General features: G+C 77.1%; 12 protein-coding genes. 7 read left to right on the top strand and 5 right to left on the bottom strand.

From position 1 onward, the window contains the following. Positions 1–180 precede the first annotated feature (180 nt). Together MF406_RS11820 and MF406_RS11815 are read right to left on the bottom strand one after the other, a co-directional pair. Complete coding sequence (locus tag MF406_RS11820) at positions 181–1,764, bottom strand: cation acetate symporter (RefSeq protein WP_242893776.1); 1,584 nt, start codon at positions 1,762–1,764, stop codon at positions 181–183. Next, positions 1,764–2,153 carry a DUF485 domain-containing protein gene (locus tag MF406_RS11815; protein ID WP_242893774.1) on the bottom strand — a complete coding sequence of 130 codons (390 nt, stop codon included), beginning with the start codon at positions 2,151–2,153 and terminating at the stop codon, positions 1,764–1,766. The genes MF406_RS11820 and MF406_RS11815 overlap by 1 nt, the downstream gene beginning before the upstream one ends. Before the next feature lie 284 nt (positions 2,154–2,437). On the opposite strand from MF406_RS11815, the gene MF406_RS11810 reads away from it, so the two are divergent. After that, positions 2,438–3,448 (top strand): hypothetical protein, encoded by a 1,011-nt coding sequence (locus MF406_RS11810; protein WP_242893771.1) that lies wholly within the window; start codon positions 2,438–2,440, stop codon positions 3,446–3,448. Between the two features lie 172 nt (positions 3,449–3,620). Next, positions 3,621–4,232: a MarR family winged helix-turn-helix transcriptional regulator gene (locus tag MF406_RS11805; RefSeq protein ID WP_242893768.1), complete on the top strand. Its 612-nt coding sequence runs from the start codon at positions 3,621–3,623 to the stop codon at positions 4,230–4,232. A 58-nt stretch (positions 4,233–4,290) separates the two neighbouring features. Here MF406_RS11805 and MF406_RS11800 read toward each other — a convergent pair whose 3' ends face one another. The 3 genes from MF406_RS11800 to deoD all read right to left on the bottom strand — a co-directional run bounded on the left by MF406_RS11800 (position 4,291) and on the right by deoD (position 6,717). After that, positions 4,291–5,067, bottom strand: coding sequence for a TetR/AcrR family transcriptional regulator (locus MF406_RS11800; protein WP_242893765.1), 777 nt, complete (start codon positions 5,065–5,067; stop codon positions 4,291–4,293). Positions 5,068–5,247: 180 nt separating this feature from the next. Beyond that, positions 5,248–5,931, bottom strand: coding sequence for a hypothetical protein (locus tag MF406_RS11795; protein WP_242893762.1), 684 nt, complete (start codon positions 5,929–5,931; stop codon positions 5,248–5,250). A 78-nt stretch (positions 5,932–6,009) separates the two neighbouring features. Continuing rightward, a complete protein-coding gene (deoD, locus tag MF406_RS11790) occupies positions 6,010–6,717 on the bottom strand; it encodes a purine-nucleoside phosphorylase (protein WP_242893759.1) in 708 nt (235 codons plus the stop codon). Between the two features lie 387 nt (positions 6,718–7,104). On the opposite strand from deoD, the gene MF406_RS11785 reads away from it, so the two are divergent. Genes MF406_RS11785 through MF406_RS11765 form a run of 5 tightly spaced genes read left to right on the top strand, consistent with a single transcriptional unit; the run spans position 7,105 to position 15,784 of the window. Next, the gene (locus MF406_RS11785; RefSeq protein WP_242893757.1) at positions 7,105–8,478 is read left to right on the top strand and encodes a glycosyltransferase family protein; all 1,374 of its coding nucleotides are present in this window, start codon (positions 7,105–7,107) and stop codon (positions 8,476–8,478) included. Next, the gene (locus MF406_RS11780) at positions 8,468–9,919 is read left to right on the top strand and encodes a glycosyltransferase (RefSeq protein WP_242893754.1); all 1,452 of its coding nucleotides are present in this window, start codon (positions 8,468–8,470) and stop codon (positions 9,917–9,919) included. Before MF406_RS11785 ends, MF406_RS11780 begins: the two co-directional genes overlap by 11 nt. After that, positions 9,916–11,244 carry a glycosyltransferase family 4 protein gene (locus MF406_RS11775; RefSeq protein WP_242893752.1) on the top strand — a complete coding sequence of 443 codons (1,329 nt, stop codon included), beginning with the start codon at positions 9,916–9,918 and terminating at the stop codon, positions 11,242–11,244. The genes MF406_RS11780 and MF406_RS11775 overlap by 4 nt, the downstream gene beginning before the upstream one ends. Beyond that, positions 11,245–13,077: an ABC transporter ATP-binding protein gene (locus tag MF406_RS11770; RefSeq protein WP_242893742.1), complete on the top strand. Its 1,833-nt coding sequence runs from the start codon at positions 11,245–11,247 to the stop codon at positions 13,075–13,077. It abuts the gene before it with no gap. Further along, positions 13,064–15,784 carry an aminoglycoside phosphotransferase family protein gene (locus MF406_RS11765; protein ID WP_242893740.1) on the top strand — a complete coding sequence of 907 codons (2,721 nt, stop codon included), beginning with the start codon at positions 13,064–13,066 and terminating at the stop codon, positions 15,782–15,784. The genes MF406_RS11770 and MF406_RS11765 overlap by 14 nt, the downstream gene beginning before the upstream one ends. Positions 15,785–15,944 lie beyond the last annotated feature (160 nt).

Genomic DNA, 15,944 nt, shown 5'->3' with positions numbered 1-15,944 from the left:
GGCGAGGCTAGGGCAGGCGGGCAAGCCGGGCGGGGCCGCCGTCGGCCGGCAGGGCAGGGGCCGCCGTCGGCCAGGCAAGGCGGGGCACGGGCCGCCGTTGGCCGGGAGAGGCAGGGGCCGCCGTCGGCCAGGGCGTGCCGCGTGCGGCAAACCGACCTGCCGCACGCGGCGGACGCCTAGCTAGTGGATCACCGCCTTCTCCGCCCCGGCCCCGGTCATCGACCGGACCTCCATCTCGGCCTGCTTGAGCTCGTCGTGCTCGTTGGAGGTGACCGAGCCGAGCCAGCCGAGGAAGAACCCGAGCGGGACCGAGACCAGCGCGGGGTTGGACAGCGGGAACCAGGCGATGTCCACCGAGGGGAACATCGCCGTCTCCGAGCCGGTGACCACCGGGGAGAAGACGATGAGGACGACGGCGGAGATCAACCCGCCGTAGATGCTCCACACCGACCCGCGGGTGTTGAACCGCTTCCAGTACAGGGAGTACAGGATCGAGGGCAGGTTCGCGCTGGCGGCGATCGCGAACGCGAGCGAGACCAGGAACGCGACGTTCTGCCCGTTCGCGAGCACCCCGCCGACGATCGAGACGGCCCCGATGACCACCGCCGTGCGGCGGGCCACCTTGACCTCCTCGTGCGGGTCCGCCTGGCCGCCCTTGATCACGCCGTTGTAGATGTCGTGCGCGAAGGAGGCCGAGGCGGTGATCGTCAGGCCGGCGACGACGGCGAGGATGGTCGCGAACGCGACGGCGCTGATGAACCCCAGGAGCAGCGTGCCGCCGAGGGCGTAGGCCAGCGCCGGGGCCGCGGAGTTCGCCCCGCCGGGGGAGTCCATGATGACGTCCGCGCCCACCAGGTACGCCGCGCCGAAGCCGAGGACGAAGGTGAAGAGGTAGAACGCGCCGATGAGCCCGATCGCCCAGGTCACCGAGCGGCGCGCCTCCTTGGCGGTGGGCACCGTGTAGAACCGCATGAGCACGTGCGGCAGGCCCGCCGCGCCGAACACCAGGGCGACGGCCAGGGACACGAACCCGAGCTTGGACGCGGTGCTCCCGCCGTACTGGAGCATCGGCTCGGCCACCCGCAGGCCCTCCGGGTGGACCGCGACGGCGTCCCCGACCACTCGGGAGAGGTTCATCCCGTTGAGGCCGAGCACCCAGACGAACATCGCGCCGGCGCCGACGATGAGCAGCACCGCCTTGATGATCTGCACCCAGGTGGTGCCCTTCATGCCACCGACCAGCACGTAGACGATCATCAGCGCCCCGACGACGGCGATGACCGCGCCCTGGCCGGCCCGGCTGTCGATCCCGAGCAGGAGCGCCACCAGCGCGCCGGCGCCGGCCATCTGCGCCAGCAGGTAGAAGAAGGTCACCGCGAGGGTGGAGGTGGCCGCGGCGGTGCGCACAGGGCGCTGCCGCATCCGGAAGCTGAGCACGTCGGCCATCGTGTACTTGGCGGTGTTCCGCAGCGGCTCGGCCACCAGCAGGAGCGCGACGAGCCAGGCGACGAGGAAGCCGATGGAGTACAGCAGGCCGTCGTAGCCGTAGAGCGCCACCGCCCCGACGATGCCGAGGAAGGAGGCGGCGGAGAGGTAGTCCCCGGAGATGGCGATGCCGTTCTGCCGGCCGCTGAAGGCGCGGCCGCCGTGGTAGAAGTCCCCGACCGACGTCGTCGTCCGGGAGACCCGGACCACGATGACCAGGGTGACGACGACGAAGGCGAGAAAGATCGCCAGGTTGAGCCAGGGGTTGCCGACGTCCATCAGGCCTCTCCTTCCAGCTCCGCCCGCAGGCGGCCGGCGACGGGGTCAAGGTTGCGGTTGGCGTGGCGCACGTAGAGCCAGGTGATGAGGAAGGTCGTGACGAACTGGCCCAGCCCCAGCAGCAGCCCGACGTTGAGGTAGCCGATGACGGGGACGGACATGAGGTCCTCGGCAAAGGTGGAGAGCAGCACGTAGGCGAAGTACCAGACCAGGAACGCCACCGTCATCGGGAAGGCGAACCGGCGGAACCGGGACCGCAGCTGCTGGAACTCGGCGGACTGCTGCACCCGGGCGAACTCCTCGGCGCTCGGTCCGGGGCCGTCCTCGTCGCTGATCGCGGGCAACGGGTCATGGCGGGGAGGCAGGTGCGCCTCGGGGTCGTGGGACATACACACTCCGATCGTGTGAGGTGACTCACCCTTGAGACCGCGCCAACCTAGCAGCAGCCCGACGAGGTGTCTCGACTTCGAGATGTCTGCATGTCGGTGTGTCGGCGGGGCGGCCGGAGGCCGTCCGGAGGCCGCCGCGTCGGCGCCCGGCGGTGCCCCCTCGCCGTCGTCGGCGCCCGCCCGGCGGTGCCCCCTCGCCGCCGTCGGCACCCGCCCGGCGGTGCCGCTCTCGCCGCCGTCGGGGCTCTCGTGTTGGATGAGCGCAGAGAAGGGGTGAGGTGACGATGCGCGTAGCAGCGAGCGCGGTCTGCGTGTCCTGGGTGCCGGCCGCCTCGGTCGCCGAGTGGTTGCGCGGCGGTTTCGACGGCGGCCTGGCCCACTACGACCGCCCGCCCCTGCCGGGACTGGCCGGGGGCCCGGACGCCCTGGACGACCTGCGCCTCGACGAGCGGTTCCGCTTCGCCAACGTGCTGTCCGGGTGGGCGGAGTTCGACGACGACGGCACGCCGCGCGCCTGGGGGCTGGACCCGGCCGCCGGCGTGGTGGCCGGCCCCTCCACCGTCCGCCTGCCCGCGGTCGACGCCTCCTTCGGCGGCTACGCCCTGCCGATCCTGCGCGAGGACGCGGTCGTCGAGCACGGCAGCGTCTACCTCACCCAGACGGCCGGCGGGCGCACCGGGGTGCCGATCGCCCGCACCACCGCGCGCGGCGGGCGCACCTGGGAGGCGCCGATCGTCTGGAGCACCCTCGCGCTGACCCTGCGGCCGGACGGCCCGCCCGAGGTGACGATGCCCTCCGCCAGCGCGTTCCCGCGGCACTGGGTCTACGGCCCGGGCGGCGACGTCGTGCTGCGCAGCACGCCCGCCGACGTCGGCTCCGCCACCTGGCTGGCCGAGGTCTTCGCCCAGCGCACGCCCTGGGGCCGGGTCGACTCCGCCGACCTCGCCGACGCGGTGGCGCGCGCCGTGGCGCAGCAGCTGGCCGACGGCGTGCTGGGCGGTGCCGAGCCGGTGGTGCGCGAGGTCCCGGCCGGGGAGGCGGTGGACGGCGCCGGGTTGTGCGTCGTGCTCGACGGCGTCCTCGCCGTCGAGCGCGAGGGTGGCGCCACCGCCCAGCTCGGGCCGGGCGCGGTGCTGGGCGAGGCGGCGCTGCTCGGCGCCGGGACCGGCAGCACCCCGCGGGCCCTCACCCGGGCCCGCGTGGCCCTCGCGCCGGCGGGGTCGGTGCAGACCGAGAAGCTGCGGGCCCTGGCCGAGGCCGCCGGCAGCGCCGAGACGGCCGGTCCCGGCGGCTGACCGGGCCAATCTCCTGCCGCACGAGCGACGTCGATCTCCCCGACGGGACGGCCGCAGGAGCGGCCGGCCAGCCGCGTCGGTGACGCCGCTGGCTCCGGCGGCACGGTCGCCGCGCTCGTCGGTCTCGGTAGGTCCATGGAACGGTCATGACGAGGTCTCCGTTGGACAGGGCGTGACCGAGCAGGAGAACCCAGCGCCCGACACACCGCCCGCCGAGCCGGCCACCGACGTGGCAACCCCCGGCCCGTCCGCGTCCGAGCAGCAGTCGACCGAGGGCGTGGCCCGGCTGCGGTTGGCCATCCGTCGATCGATCCCCAGCGCCGAGGTCCACGAGAGCCTGGACCTGGCCGAGCGCATGCTCGCCCTCACCGGCGCGCGTGCGGACCTGCTGCCGACCACCGAGGAGCTCCTCGGCCTCCGGTCCGGCGAGATCCAGACCCTGACCGCGGTCGCCGGCGGGTGCGACCACCCCCGCAGCATCGCCCGGCGCACCGGTCAGCTCGACGCCGCCGCCGTCGTCACCGTGGACAGCCTCGTCGAGCGCGGCCTGCTGGCCCGGCACCGGGACGTCCGGGCGCCGGCGAACGCCGACCCCGCGCTGGTGCACGTGACCGCTGCCGGCGAGGTGGTGCTCCGCCAGGCCGAGGCGCTGCAGCTCCGGCTGCTCGACGCCGTCGTCGACACCCTGGCGGAGGCGGACGGCCACCTCCTCCGCGAGGCCATGGACCGGGTCGAGGAGACCCTGCTCGGCACCGGCGGACCCGCCCTCGTCCGCAGCGCCTGAGCGTCGCCCGTAGTGCCTGAGCGTCGTCGATCCGCCCGGGGGCGGTCGGCCGACGTGCTCACTCCCCGCCGCGGATCCCCCGGAGCTGGATGTCGACGAGCTCGGTGACGTAGTCCTCGATCCCCTCCGCGGCCTCCTCCCGCTCGCCGGCCGAGCTGACGAAGATGTGCACGAACACCGCACCCTCGATGGCGTCGAGGAGGTGCCAGGCCGAGGTCTCCGGCGGCAGCTCGCCGTCGGCGATGGCGCGCTCGATCCGGTGCGACAGGCCCGCCATGCCCTTGGCGATCTCCTCCTGCCGGATCTCCGCGAACGCCTCCGGGTTGACCAGCGCACCGGAGAAGAGGTGCACCATCGCCGGGCCGTACTCGCTGAGGTAGATGTCGGCCCGGGCGCGGGCGTGCGCGATCAGGTACTCCCGGATCCCCTCCGGCCCGGGCTCCGGGAAGCGGTGGCGGCGGTCCAGGTCGCGCACGGCGTCCAGGAGCAGGTCCCGCTTGTCCTTCCACCGCAGGTAGATCGAGGACTTCCCGATGCCTGCGTGGGTGGCGACGCCGTCGAGGCTCAGCCCCGACCAGCCCTTGCGGCCGAAGAGCTCGAGGACGGCGCGGTAGGCCCGCTCCTCGGTGTCGGCGTGCCGGGGCCGGCCCGGGCCGCGGCGGGTCGGCTGGGCCAGGACCGGCCCGTCCGTGGTGATCTGCCCGTGGGGCCCGCCAGCGGACCCGCGTTCGGTGGTGGTGCTCGGTGCGCCGACGGCGAGCGGTCCCGCCGTCGTGGTGTGGTCGGTGCTGCTGCGGTCCATCGTGCCGGGACCGGCGTTGCTCTCCTGGGACATGTCCCGCTCCCTCTGCGACGCGGATTCCCCGATACCGGGAGCGTACTGGCGCAGGGGGCGGCGCGAACGTTGTTTCCGCCGATCGATGTGCCCGAGATGCCGGGTTCGCGGGCTGGTCGGTGCGGGTCCGCGCGTGCGGCGACGATGATCGGGCCGGCGGGGTCAACCGAGGGGCTGCGGTCAGCCCACCACCGCCGGGGCGACGACGCTGCGCCACTCCTCCGGCCGCAGGTCGCGGCGCTCGGCGCGGCCGCGGAGCTGCTCGCAGGTGGCGATGGCCGTGGTGAGCAGGTCGCGCAGCCGATCGTCGGCGTCGGGGACGCACGCGGCGGCGATCCCGGGGACGGCGAAGTCCAGGATGACCGGGCCGGGGTGGTAGCGGGCCGGCCCGATGATGCCGTGGGCGATGAAGTCCCGGGCCCAGGCGGCGGCCAGCGGGACCTCGGCCAGGGCGGCGGCCGTCTCCGGCCGGTGCTGGTCCTCGGTGCGCCCGTCACCCCGGGCGAGCATGCGGTCCAGGCTGAGCAGCCCGACGCACAGCGCCCGCTGGGTCTCCTCGGCCACGACCGGCAGCGCCCGCCGGGCGGCCAGGTAGGCGATCTCGTGGTTCCACCGCGGGTCGTCGCTGGTGAGACCGATGACCGAGGGGATCAGCGGCGCCAGGCGCGGCCGGGCCTCGTCGGAGCTGCAGTCGTTCACCAGCCGCGCCAGGTGCGCGAGCAGCGGGTGGGTGCAGCGCGGCCGGTCGCTCCAGCGCTCCCCGGCCAGGAAGGAGGCCAGCTCCATGAAGCACGCGCCCTTGCGGGGGTTGCGGTGCTTGCCACGGGAGAGCATCGGCAGCATGTCGAACTCGTCGGTGCGCATGGTGACCTCCGTCACGCCTGGGGCCCTAGGCACCCAGTGTGCGACGCAGACCCGGGGGATGCAACGGGTGCGGCGGCGTCAGCAGTGGGCGGCGGCGACGGCGAGGCCCAGGGCCCGGCTGAAGTTCTGCTCCCGCTCCTCGGCGGTCATGTCCGCCCCGCCGTCGAGCAGGTGGTCGGAGATGGTCAGGACGGCCAGCGCCTGCCGGTCCAGCTCCGCCGCGACCCCGTACAGGCCCGCCGCCTCCATCTCCACGCACAGGGTCCCGTAGTCGGCCAGCGCCTGGACCTGCTCCGGCGGGTTCCCGTAGAAGTGGTCCCGGGAGACGACCGGGGCGACGTGGACGTCGCTGGCCCCGCCGGCGGCGGCGACCGCGGCGGCCACCAGCGGGTAGGAGGCGACGGCAGAGAAGTGGATGCCCGGGATCCGGGCGGTGTTCATCGCCGAGTCGGTGTGGGCGCCGAGGGCGACGACGACGTCCCCGACCTTGACCTTGGGGGAGAGGCCGCCCGCGGTGCCGACCCGGATGATCCGCTGGACGTCGTAGAAGCGGAAGAGCTCGTTGGCGTAGATGCCCAGCGACGGCATGCCCATCCCGGAGGCCATCACGGACAGCGGCTTGCCGTCCACCGTGCCGGTGTAGGCGCCGATCCCGCGCACGTCGGAGACCTTCCGGGCGTCCGGCATGAGCTGGGCGGCGATCCGCTCGGCCCGCCGGGGGTCGCCCGGCATGAGGACGGCCGGGGCGAAGTCGCCCTTCTCGGCGGAGATGTGCGGGGTGGCCATGTGCGTCTCCTCGTGGTCCGGGCGGCGCCGGCCATGCTCCCACACGCGCCGCCGCCGGCTGCCACGGCCGGTCCACGTGCCCGCTCGCCGTCGGGCGGGCACCGCGCGGGTCGTCACCGAGCGGGAGCGCGGCGACCTGCTGCGCAGCGCCGAGCGCCGAGCGTCGGCGCCGCCCTCGCCAAGTCTGTGCTCGTTATGGCGGCTTGCCGTCGGGCGAGCTCAAGGGGGCGATGCAACACCTCACCAGGAGGTGGCGCATGCGCGTCGTCCGGGGGGCAGGGCGGGCCCTCCTGACTTCATGAGGACGTTCTCATCTGCCCATCACCTGACGATCACCTGCGCGCGCCACGGTGGTCCGCACCGAGAGATGCCGAACGAGGGGTCACCATGATGCTCAGGAACGCGGCAGGCGGGTACGCGACCGGGTCCGCCCCGCCGGTGCTGGGAGCGGCAGGGTCGCGGCACCGGCCCACGACCACCACGGCAGGGTCCCGGCGCCGGCCCACGACCACCACCGGGGAGCCGCTGCGCCGGCCCACGACCGGGACCGGGGAGCCGCGGCGCGCCACCGTCGACGACGGCGCCGGCCGCCGCCCGTTGCGGGTCGCCCTGTACTCCCACGACGCCCAGGGGCTGGGGCACGTGCGCCGCAACCTGGCCATCGCCCGGTCCCTCGCCGCGCTGGACCCGACGCCGGACGTCCTCCTGCTCACCGGCGCCCCCGAGGTCGTCACCGCCCACCGGCCGGAGCGCTGCGACCTGGTCTCCCTGCCCGCCCTGGCCAAGGACGCCGACGGCGGCTACGGCGCCCGGCACCTCTCGGTGGGCCAGGAGCACGTGCTCGCGATGCGCCGCTCGGTCCTCGCCGCCGCCGTCACCTCCTTCCGGCCGGACGTCCTCGTCGTCGACAAGCACCCGCGCGGCTTCCGCGGCGAGCTCGAGCCGGCCCTGCGCGCCCTCGCCGCCACCGGCACCAAGGTCGTGCTCGGCCTGCGCGACGTGCTGGACGACCCGAGTGCCGCCCGCCGGGAGTGGGCGCACGAGGGGGCCACCGCCGCCGTGCTCCGCTGGTACGACGCGGTCTGGGTCTACGGCGACGCCGGGGTCCACGACGTCGTCGCGGACCTCGGCCTGCCGGCGGCGGTGCGCGGACGGACGGTGCACACCGGCTACCTCGCCCGGGGCCGGACGGACGGCGCGGGGCGGCGCCGCACCGCCGTGCCCGGGCCGTTCGTCCTCGCGATGGTCGGCGGTGGGTCCGACGGCGGCGCGCTCGCCGAGGCCTTCGTCCGCGCGCCGCTGCCCCCGGGGCACACCGGGGTGCTGGTCACCGGCCCCCAGATGCCCGCCGAGCAGCACCGCCGGTGCGCCGAGGCCGCGACGCGCCGCGGCGACGTGCAGGTGCACGACTATGTCGACGACGCCCCGGACCTGCTCGCCCGCGCGGCCGCCGTCGTCGCGATGGGCGGGTACAACACCGTCTGCGAGGCGCTGGCCGCCGGGACGCCGCTGCTGGTGGTGCCGCGGGTGGCGCCCCGCGCCGAGCAGCTCGTCCGCGCCCGGGCCCTCGCCCGGGCCGACCTGCTCGACCACCTCACCCCGGACCGGCTCACCCCGGCCCGGCTCGGCACCTGGGCCGCCGCCGTGGCGGCCGGGCCCCGCCCGCGGCCCGCCGCCGACGTCGACCTGGACGGCCTGGCCCGGCTGCCCAGGCTGCTGACCGCCCTCGTCGGGCTGGAGGAGAACGCCGATGTCGCCTGACCTCATCGCTGCCACGCCCCCTGCCGGGCCGGAGGACGCCGGCTGGCCGCCGGCCGGTGCCACCAGGCCGGACCGTGCCACCGTGCCGGCGGGAGCTGCCGGGCCGGACGGCCGCCGCCCCGAGCGGATCGGGTACGTGCTGAAGATGTACCCGCGGTTCTCCGAGACCTTCGTGGTCTCCGAGATCATCGCCCGGGAGGCCCGGGGCGCGGACATCGAGATCTTCGCCCTGCGCCCGCCAGTGGATCCGCGGTTCCACGACACCCTGGCCCGGGTGCAGGCGCCGGTGACCTACGTGCCGCGGGCCCGCAAGGCCGAGGACCTGTGGGCGAGCCTGGCGTCCGCCGGCGCGGTCCTGCCGCGGCTGCCCGAGGTCCTGCCCGAGCTGCTGAGCGCGGAGGCCCCCGACGCGGCCCAGGCGCTCGACGTCGCCGCCGAGGTCCAGCAGCGGGGCATCACGCACCTGCACGCGCACTTCGCCTCGCTGGCCACCACCGTGGCGCGGCTCGCGGCGCTGCTCACCGGGGTGACGTACTCCTTTACCGCGCACGCCAAGGACATCTTCCACGAGAGCGTCGACCCCGCCGACCTGGCCCGGAAGATCACCGACGCCCACCACGTCGTCACCGTCTCGGACTACAACGCCCGGCACCTGGCCGCCGCCTTCCCGGCCGCGGTGGCCCGCACGCCGGTGCACCGGATCTACAACGGCCTCGACCTCGCCGCCTTCGGCTGCACCGCCCCCGCGGACCGCCCGGCCGGCCCCGTGCCGACCGTGGTCGCCGTCGGCCGGCTGGTGGAGAAGAAGGGCTTCGACGTTCTGGTCGACGCCGTCGCGCTCCTGCGCCGCTCCGGCCGCCCGGTGCGGTGCCGCATCGTCGGCGGCGGGGACCGCGAGGCGGACCTGCGCGCCCAGGTCCGGGACCGGTCGCTCGACGGCGTGGTGGAGCTGACCGGCCCGCTGCCGCAGGACCGGGTCCGGGCCGCGGTGCGCGGCGCCGACGTCCTCGCCGCGCCCTGCGTCGTCGGCGCGGACGGCAACGCCGACGGGCTGCCCACCGTGCTGCTCGAGGCGATGGCGCTCGGCACCCCGTGCGTCGCCACGGACGTCACCGGCATCACCGAGGCGGTGCGGCCCGAGCGCACCGGCCTGGTCGTCCCGCAGCGCGACGCCCAGGCGCTCGCCGCCGCGCTCGGCCGGCTGCTCGACGACGCCGGGCTGCGGGCCCGGCTCGCCGGCGCCGCCCGCGCGCTGGTTGAGGCGGAGTTCGGCTCGGCCCGGCAGGCGGCCCGGCTCGACGCCGCGCTGCCCGCCCCGCCGGCGGCCTTTCCGCCCGCGCCCGCGTCCGTCGCGCCGCCCGCGCCCGTTCGGCCCGCACCCGCTCCTGCGCAGCCCTCCCCAGCGCGGCCCGCGCCGGCCCTGGTGGAGGTGCCCCGGTGAGGATCGCCTACGTCTGCGCCGACCCGGGTATCCCCGTCTTCGGCACCAAGGGCGCCTCGGTGCACGTCCAGGAGGTGGTCCGGGTCCTCCTCGCCGCCGGCCACACGGTGGACCTGTTCTGCCGCCGGACCGGCGGCGCACCGCCCGCGGCCGCCGGGCGGCGCCTGCGGGTGCACGAGCTCGCCCGCCCCACGGCCCGCGCCGACGGCGCCGGCGTCCGCGACGACGGCGGCACCGACGTCGCCGCCCGCGAGGCCGCCCTGCTCGCCGCGGACGACCACCTGCACGACGCCCTGACCGCCGCCGGCGGCCGGGCCGGGTTCGACGCCGTCTACGAGCGGTACTCGCTCTGGAGCCGGGCCGGCACCCGGTACGCCGCGACCCGCCGGATCCCGGCGGTGCTGGAGGTCAACGCCCCGCTGCCCGCCGAGCAGGCCCGCCACCGTGGCCTGGTCCACGCCGCCGAGGCCGACGCCGTCGTCCGGGACGCCGCCCGCGCCGCCACGGCCGTGGTGTGCGTCTCCGAGCCGGTCGCCGCCTGGGTCCGCGGCCACCTCGGCCCCCGGCACACGACCCGGGTGGTGGTGGAGCCGAACGGCGTCGACGTCGACCGGATCCGCCCCGCGCCCGCGGCCGCCGCGGCCGCCGCGGCCGGGCGGCCGTTCACCGTGGGCTTCGTCGGCACCCTGAAGCCCTGGCACGGCACCGCCACCCTGCTCGACGCCGTCGCGCTCCTGCGCCGCACGGTGCCGGACGCGCGGCTGCTCCTCGTCGGGGACGGGCCCGAGGCGGCCGACCTGCGCCGCCGGGCCGGCGCCGCCGGCATCGCCGACGCGGTCACCTTCACCGGGGCCGTGCGCCCGGCCGAGGTCCCCGGCTGGCTGCACCGGATGGACGTCGCCGCCGCGCCGTACCCCGCCGGCGACGGCGCGGGCTACTTCTCCCCGCTGAAGGTCTACGAGTACCTGGCCGCCGGGCTGCCCGTCGTCGCATCCGCGGTCGGCCAGCTGCCCGCGGTCCTCGACGACGGCACCACCGGCCTGCTGGTCCCCGGCTCCGACCCGGGCGCGCTCGCCGCCGCGCTGCGCCGGCTCGCCGACGACCCGGTGTTGGGCCGACGCCTGGGCCGCGCCGGGCGAGCGTCGGTGGTCGCCACCCGCACCTGGACCCAGGTCGTCGACCGCAGCCTCGCCGCGGCCGGCCTGCGGCTCGGCAGCGCCGACGGCGCGGTGGCCGGCGGGGCGCCCGAGTGTGCCGTGGCCGACGCCACGGCGCCCGACGGCGCGGCGTCGTCGGCCTACCAGACCGCCGGGGAGGTGGGCTAGATGAGCGCACCCGCCGACCTGCGCTCCGCGGCCCCGGCGCTGCGCCGGACCCTGGCCTACCTGCGGCCCTACCTGCGCCCGCACCGCCGGCTGGTCGCCGGCGGGTTCGTCGCGCTGTTCGCCGAGGTGCTCTTCCGCCTCCTCGAGCCGTGGCCGCTGAAGCTGGTCATCGACGCCGTCGTCGCCCCGGGCGCGGCCGGCCGGCCGGGGGTGCTCGGGCTGCTCGTCGGCTGCGGCGTCGCCGTCGTCGTCGTGGCCGGCCTGCGGGCCCTCGCCGCCTACCTGACCACCGTGGCCTTCGCGCTCGCGGGCACCCGGGCGACCACCGCCGTCCGGGCGGACGTCTACGCGCACGCGCTGCGCCTGTCGCTGCGGTTCCACTCCGCGACGCGGACCGGGGACCTGATCACCCGGTTGGTGTCCGACGTCGGCAAGCTCCGGGACGTCGCCGTCACCGCCGCGATGCCGCTGCTCGGCAACGTCGTCACGCTGGCGGCGATGCTGGTGGTGATGGTGGTCCTGGACTGGCGCCTGGCGCTGGTCGTGCTGGCCGCCCTGCCGGTCTTCGCGCTGCAGTCCACCCGGTCCGCCCGGCGGATCACCGGCGCCGCCCGGCAGCAGCGCCGCCGCGAGGGCGACCTCGCCGGCGCGGCCGGGGAGTCCTTCGGCGCGGTGCGGGTGGTCCAGGCGTACTCCCTCGAGCGCCAGCTCGAGGCCCGGTTCGCCGTCTCGAGCAGCCAGGAGCTCCGCGACGGCGTGCGGGCCACCCGGCTCTCCGCCGGGCTCGAGCGCCGCACGGACCTGCTGGTCGGGGTCGCCACCGGCGTGGTGCTCGCGGTCGGCGGCTGGTCCGTGCTGGCCGGGCGGCTCACCCCGGGCGAGCTCGTCGTCTTCGTGCAGTACCTCAAGGGCGCCTTCAAGCCGATGCGCGACCTGGCCAAGTACACCGGCCGGATCGCCAAGGCCGGCGCCTCCGGGGAGCGGATCGTGGCTGTGGTGGCGACCCGCCCGGAGGTCACCGACGCCCCCGGCGCCCGCCCGCTCCGGCGGCTGGTCGGGGAGGTCCGGCTCGACCACGTCACCGCCTCCTACGGCGACGGCACGACGGCGCTGCAGGACGTGACGCTGCGGGTGCGGCCCGGCGCCCGGGTCGGGCTCGTCGGCCCGTCCGGCTCGGGCAAGTCGACGCTCGCGGCCCTGCTGGTGCGCCTGCAGGACCCGGTCGCCGGCACCGTCCGGGTCGACGGGCACGACCTGCGCGACATCACCGTGGACTCCCTCCGCGCCCACCTCGCCGTCGTGCTGCAGGAGTCCGTCCTCTTCGCGGGCACCGTGCGGGAGAACATCCGGATGGGCCGGGCCGACGCCACCGACGCCGAGGTCGAGGAGGCGGCGCGGTCGGCCAACGCGCATGAGTTCGTCCAGCGGCTCCCGCAGGGGTACGACACCGTGGTGGGGGAGCGTGGGGACACCCTCTCCGGCGGGCAGCGCCAGCGTCTGGCGATCGCCCGGGCGATGCTCCGCGACGCCTCGGTCATCATCCTCGACGAGGCCACCACCGGGCTGGACCCGGCGAGCTCGGCCGCCGTGCTCGAGGCCGTCGACCGGCTCACCGCGGGGCGCACCACGTTCCTGGTCAGCCATGTCCTGGCCGACGTGCTGGGCTGCGACGAGGTGGTGGTGCTCGATCGGGGGCAGGTGGTCGAGCACGGCACCCCGGCCGACCTGCTGGCCGCCCCAGGCTCGCGGCTGCGCGCCCTGGCCCCCAAGACCGAGCGGCACCTCGCCGTGGTGCACCCCGAGGAGAAGGAGGACCGCCGTGCGGCCCGATGACAACCGGCTCGCCGCCGCCGACCCCGCGCTGCCCGGCCTGGCCACCGTGCTCGACCCGGCCGCGCTGCTCGCCCGGCTCGGCGGTCCGTGGGGGAGCGGCGGGAGCGCCGAGGTCACCTACCTGCGGTACAAGCCCGGCACCTCGCTGGTCGCCGGCCTGCGCATCACCGACGACGGCGGCCGCTCGCGTCAGGCGTTCGCGGTCGCGTACCGGCCGGTGGCCGTCGAGAAGATCGCCAAGGTCGTCCGGGCCGGGGAGCGGGACGACGTCGGCCGCGGCACCGCCGTCGACCGCGCCGCCGGCCTCGCCCTGGGGGAGGCCACCGCGGACCGGCACCTGCCCGGGGTGCGGGCCGTCCTGGCCGGCGCCGGAGCGTTGGTGCCGCTGGTCTACAAGCCCGGCCGGCGCTGGGTCGCCGTCGCCGACGGCGACGGCGGGCGCGTGCTGGTCAAGGTCCACCGGCCGGCCGCCGCGGCCGCGCACGTGGCCGCCCACCGGCTGCTGGCCGGCGCCGGGCTGCCCACCGCCGACCTGGGCCGGGTCTCCGGCCGGGGCGTGGTGCGGACCGCGTTCGTGCCCGGCACGCCGCTGGACCTGCTGGGGGAGGCCGGGCTGTGGGGAACGGTCGGGGGAATCCTCGCGGCCCTGCACGCCGCGCCGGTGCCGCCCGGCGCCCCGGCCGGCAGCGCGCCCGCCGACCCGACGGCGGCGCTGGCGTCCGCCGTGGTCGCGGTGCGGGCGATCGTTCCGGCGGCCGGCGAGCGGGCGCGGTGCGCCGCGGCGGCCGCCCGCCAGGTGCTCACCGGGCGGGCGGCCGTCGCGCTGGTCCACGGCGACCTCTCGGCGGACCAGGTGATCGTGCGGCCGGACCTGCTCATCGTGCGGCCGGACCTACTCGACGGCGGGCCGGCGGGCCCCGGCGCCGGGTCCGTCACCGGCGTTCGGCCGACCGACGCCGAGGTGGTCGGGGCGGCGGGGGGCGCGGCCCGCGCGGGGGCGGGGCAGGCCCCGCTGACCCTGGTGGACCTGGACCGGGGCGGGGTGGCCGACCCGCTGACCGACCTCGCGTCCTGGTCGGCGGCGGAGGTCGTCGCCGGCCGGGCGCCCGCCGCGGCCGACCCCGCCGAGGTGCTCGGCCCGCTGCTGGACGGCTACCGCGCGGCCGGCGGCCGTGTCGACCACCGGGCCCTCGCGGCCCGCACCGCCGCGGCCCTGCTCCAGCGCGCCACCGAGCCGTTCCGCCGGCACGAGCGGGGCTGGTCGGACCGGGTCAGCGAGCTCGTCGGCGCCGCGCACCGTCTCGCCGTCACCGCTGCCGCCCGGCCTACCGCGGGCGGCCCTCGCCCGGCCCGGCTCGGCGGCGCCCGGGGTGCGGGACCGGCGGCGGGCGTCACGCGGGGTGCGGGACCAGGACCAGGCGTCGCTGGGGGTGCGGAACCGGCGCCGCCCGCCGCCCCCGCGCCGGCGGCACCCGGGGAGCCTGCGGCGGCGGTACCCGTCGACCGCGCGGCGACCGCACCCATCGACCATGTGGCGCCGGCACCCGGCCGGCTGCCCGACGAGATCGTCGACGGCGAGCACCGGTACACGCTGGTCCGGACCTGGCCCCGCGGGAGCGACCACGCGCTGGTCGAGCTCGCCCCGGCCGGCGCCGACGCCGACGCGGGCGTCGACGCCCGCCCGCCGGTCGCCGGCCAGTGGTTCGCCGACCCGGCGGCGCTGGACCGCGCGGCGGCCGCGGCCCCGACCCCGGCCCGACCGCTCGGCAGGGTGCTCCTCCAGCCCGCCGGCGCCGACGCCCGGCTGCCCGCCCTTGCGGCGGTGCTGGCGCTGCCGGGCGCCCGGCTCGTGGCGCACCGGCCCGGTCGCCGCGCCGTCGTCCGCGTCACCGGCCCGGGCACCGGCACCGGCCCGGGCACCGAGTTCGTCAAGGTGGTCCGGCCGTCGCGGGGCCCGGCGATGGCGCGGCGTGCCGGCTACGTCCGGGCCGTCCTCGGTGACGCCGTGCCCGAGCTGCTCGACCACCGCGGCGCCGCCCGCGGGGTGCTGCGGTGGTCCGACGTGGGCGGCAGCACCCTGCTCGCCGTCGGCGCGGACCCGGCCCGCCCGCTGGCCGAGCTCCGCGCCGGCTGGGCGGCGGCCGGCCACCTGGTCACCGCCCTGCACGCCGCCGACCCCGACCCCGACCTCGCCCGGCACGACGTCGAGGAGGAGCTGACGGCCGTCACCGCCTGGCTCGGCCCCGCCGTGCACCACGGGCTGCTCGACCCCGGCCGGGTGGCCACCGCCCGCGACGCCGTCGCCGCGGCCCTGCGGGCAGTCCCGGACCGCCCGCTGCTCGGCGTCCTGCACCGGGACCTGCACGACAAGCAGCTGCTCCTGCGCCCGGACGGCACGGTCGGGATGATCGACGTCGACACCCTCGCCGTCGGCGAGCGGGCCCTGGACGTGGCGAACCTGCTCGTCCACCTCGACCTGCGCCGTCGCCAGGGCCTGCTGAGCCCCGCGCGGGCGGCGGCCGCGCGGGCCGCGCTCCGGGCCGTCCTGCCGGCCGACCCGCGGCTCTGGGACCGGGTGCCGGCCTACGCCGCCGCGACCCGCCTGCGGCTGGCCGGGGTCTACGCGTTCCGGCCGCGCTGGCGCCGCCTCGCCCACGACCTGCTGGGCCTGGTCGCCGCGCCGGCGGGCGGCGCGCCGCCCCGCTGAGGACCTCCCGGGGCGGTCGGCGGCCGCCGCGGCGAGGACATCCAGGAGGATCGGCAGCCGCCGCGCCGAGGACATCCCGGGCGAATCGACGGCCGCCGCGCCGCGGAAGCGCTACCGTGTCGCTTCAACGCACAGTCGTTCAAGAACGCACCGCCGTCGG

The sequence above is a fragment of the Georgenia sp. TF02-10 genome (genome assembly GCF_022759505.1).
Classification (GTDB): Bacteria; Actinomycetota; Actinomycetes; order Actinomycetales; family Actinomycetaceae; genus TF02-10.
Note: the sequence above shows the minus strand (reverse complement) of the source record. Positions and strands in the feature narration are given on the sequence as shown.